The sequence below is a fragment of the Lysobacter zhanggongensis genome, from assembly GCF_046638635.1.
GTDB lineage: Bacteria > Pseudomonadota > Gammaproteobacteria > Xanthomonadales > Xanthomonadaceae > Novilysobacter > Novilysobacter luteus.
In genome coordinates this window covers 1-3,382 of the sequence record NZ_JBJXHK010000137.1, presented here as the reverse complement: position 1 = coordinate 3,382, position 3,382 = coordinate 1, and the positions used below count along the sequence as shown (strand labels likewise).

The following is a 3,382-nucleotide window of genomic DNA, read 5'->3' as shown; positions in this document are numbered from 1 at the left end:
AGCGCGCGTGGCCGGCGCTGGTGGTGGCGCTGCCGCAGGCCGGCGGCCAGGCCGAGGACGGGTTCATGGGAGGGCTGCGGTGAGCGCCACCCGCCGGTCCCGCGGCGCGGCGCTGCTGCTGGTGCTGTGGCTGGTCGTGCTGCTGACCGCGCTGGTCGGCGGATTCGCGCTGGTGGCGCGGGTCGAGCACCTGCAGGGGCGGGTGCTGGTGCACGGGCTGACGGCGCAGAACGCCGCACGCGCCGGGCTGGAATACGCGATGACCCGGCTGGCCGCAACCGAGCCCGAGCGTCAGTGGGCGCCGGATGGCCGGCCGTACCCGTGGCGGTACACCGGTGTCGACATCGAGGTCCGCATCGTCGACGAGAGCGGCAAACTCGACCTCAACCAGAGCGACGCCGCCGTGCTCGGCGGCCTGCTGGTCGCGCTCGGCAGCGACCAGGCCGAGGCTGCGCGCCTGGCCGCGGCCATCATCGACTGGCGCGATCCGGACCCGCTGACCCAGGCGGCCGGTGGCGCCGAGGACGCCGACTACGCGTCGGCCGGCCGGCCGTACGGTGCGAAGGACGCGCAGTTCGAGGGCATCGCCGAGCTGGAGCAGGTGCTGGGCTTTACGCCGGCGCTGTACGCGCTGGTCGCCCCGCACGTGACCGTCCACAGCGGGTTGCCGCGACCGCAGCCGGAGTTCGCCTCGGCGCCGGTGCTGGAGGCGATCGGCATGGACGGCGCGGCGATGGTGCAACAGCGCGGAGCGCCGCCTGGCGGGCCCGCGGGCCCGGCGTTGCCGACGGTCGGGGCAAACCGGAGCGGTACGTATAGTATCGAGAGCCTTGCGCGGCTGGCCGATGGGCGCGAGTCGCTGCTGAGGGCGGTGGTGCGCGCGGGCGGCGGTGCCGTACCCGGGATGGCGTATACCGTGCTGGATTGGGAGGAGGGAGCTTCACCACGATGAGCCGGTTGGGGATTCGTCCGGGCGGCCGCCTGGGCCACATCGGTGCGCGCTTGGGCCCCGGGGCGGGAGGTTTCCTGCACTGGTGGGGCACTGCGCTCGCTTCGTGGCTGCCAACCCGGTGGCGCCGTGTGCTGGGCTTCGACCGCGGTCGGCTGCTGCTGCAGGTCGACGGGGAAGAGGTGCAGTTGCGACTGCAGCGCGGCGACGGCATCGAGGATCTGGGCCGGGTGCCGCTGCTGCCGGTTGTCGAGGATTCCGTTTCCACATTNAGGTCGACGGGGAAGAGGTGCAGTTGCGACTGCAGCGCGGCGACGGCATCGAGGATCTGGGCCGGGTGCCGCTGCTGCCGGTTGTCGAGGATTCCGTTTCCACATTGGACCCGCTTGCCGGGCTGCTTGCACCGCAGGTGGCCGAGCTGCCGCGGTGGCTGCTGCTGTCGCCCGCGCACGGGCTGCGCCGCCGCCTGTCGCTGCCTGCCGCCGCCGCCGACCGGCTGCGCGACGTGGTCGGTTTCGAGATCGACCGGCAGACGCCGTTCAGTGCCGAGGCGGTCGTGTACGACGCCCGGGTTGTCGGCCGGCGCGAAGGTGACGGCCAGCTCGATGCCGAACTCGTGGTGGTGCCGCGGCAGGTGCTCGAGCCGCAACTGACCGCCCTCGGCCCGCTGGCAGGCCAACTGGCCGGCGTCGACGCTGCGGCCACCGACGGAGTTCCAGTCGGGGTCAACCTGCTGCCGGCCGAACGTCGCCGACGCCACCGTGATCCGTGGATCGTGTGGAACCTGGCGCTGGCCGCCACCGCGGTGCTGCTGGTGCTGGGGCTGTTCTGGCAGTTGCTCGACAACCGCCGCGACGCCGCCGAGGCGTTCGAGCAACGCATCGCCGCCGATGCCGTCGCCGGTCGCCGTGCGGCGGCCGAGCGCCAGCAACTGGCCGGGTTGATCGAGGGCCAGGCCTTCCTCGACCGGGCGCGTGCCGAGCAGCCGACCGCGATCGAGGTGATCGACGAACTCACCCGCCGCCTGCCTGACGGCACCTACCTCGAGAAACTGTCGATCGACGAACAGCGGCTGATGCTCATCGGCCTCAGCAACGACGCGGCAGCGCTGATCGGCCGGCTGCAGGGGTCGCCACTGTGGCATTCGCCAGCGCTGGCCGGCGCACTGCAGCCCGACCCCGCCAGCGGCCGCGACCGTTTCACCCTGGTGGCCGAACTGGGGCCGGCCACCGCGCCGGCTGCCGCGGCGGCGACGGAGGATGCCGATGCCGCGCCCCGTTGATCGCCCGCAGGTCCGCGTTACCCGACGCGACCGCTGGCTCGCGCTCGGCCTGCTCCTGCTGGTGCTCGCGCTGGCCTACGCGGTGCTGGTGCATCCGTGGTGGACGGCGCCGATGCTGGAAGCCAACAGCCGGATCGATTCGCTGCAGCAGCGCGAGCTGCGCCTGCGCATGCAACTGCAGCAGGCGCCCCAGGTGAGTGGGCGCCTGGCGCAGTTGCGCACCGAACTCGAAGGCCGGCCCGGCTTCTTGCCCGAGTCCAATCCCGAGCTGGCCACCGCCAGCCTGATCCAGCGCCTGGAAACCGTGGTCGTGCAGGCCAGCCCCGGCAACCGCAGCTGCATGATCACCAACCGTTCCCCCCTCGCTCCCGATACCCGCGCGGCGCGCGTCCGCGTGGTGGTGCAGGTGCGCCTGCGCTGCGGCACGCCGGAGCTGGCGTCGGTGCTGCACTCGCTGGAGAGCGGCGCGCCGCGGTTGTTCATCGGCAACCTCAACATCCTCGCCCAGCGCATGTATTTCAGCCCGGGCCGTGGCGAGCCGACCGGCAACGGCGGGCTCGATGTTTCCTTCGACCTGTCGGGCTACCTCGCCCCGCCGGAGGCGCCCCGTGCGGATTGACGACGCCGGTCCCCGCACCTGGCTGCTCGCCGGCGTCGCCGGCTGGGCCCTGGTCGCGTGGTTGCTCGCCGTGGCCGGCATGGGCGGCCGGGTCGAGCCCTTGCCGGACGATCCGACGCTGCTGCAGCCGCTGCCGCCGGTGCGTCCCGCGCCACCGCCGCGGCTGGGGCCGCCGGACCAGTACGCGCAGATCGCCGATCGACCGCTGTTTTCCTCCGACCGCACGCCCCAGCCGTTCTTCCTGCAGGGGCAGGGCGAGCCGGCGGAGTCGTCGGCGTTCGACTACCAACTGACCAGCGTGCTGATCACCCCGCGACTCAAGCTGGCGATCATCCAGCCCGCTGATGGCAGCGAGTCCGTGCGGGTCCGGTTGGGCGATGCGCCCGAGTCCCACCCGGCGTGGCGCCTGACCGGCCTGAGCGAGCGCAGCGCGGTGTTCGAGGGCCCGGACGGCCAACGCACGCTCGGTCTGCGGGTGTTCGACGGGGTGGGCGGCGCGCGGCCGACCGAGATCGGCCGCCCGGCCACCGAC

At 73.0% G+C, this 3,382-nt stretch carries 3 protein-coding genes and 1 pseudogene; all 4 read left to right on the top strand.

Annotated features, from left to right (window positions below):
• Window positions 1-79: 79 nt before the first annotated feature.
• On the top strand, window positions 80-952 hold the full coding sequence (locus ACKVMH_RS13065) for a type II secretion system minor pseudopilin (protein WP_412700615.1): 873 nt from the start codon (window positions 80-82) through the stop codon (window positions 950-952).
• A 286-nt stretch (window positions 953-1,238) separates the two neighbouring features.
• On the top strand, window positions 1,239-2,231 hold the full coding sequence (locus ACKVMH_RS13060) for a PilN domain-containing protein (RefSeq protein WP_412700614.1): 993 nt from the start codon (window positions 1,239-1,241) through the stop codon (window positions 2,229-2,231).
• Window positions 2,215-2,850 (top strand): type II secretion system protein GspM, encoded by a 636-nt coding sequence (gene gspM / locus ACKVMH_RS13055; protein WP_412700613.1) that lies wholly within the window; start codon window positions 2,215-2,217, stop codon window positions 2,848-2,850. The genes ACKVMH_RS13060 and gspM overlap by 17 nt, the downstream gene beginning before the upstream one ends.
• A pseudogene (locus tag ACKVMH_RS13050) lies at window positions 2,840-3,382 on the top strand (type II secretion system protein XpsN); the annotation flags it as partial. The gene gspM and the pseudogene ACKVMH_RS13050, both read left to right, overlap by 11 nt.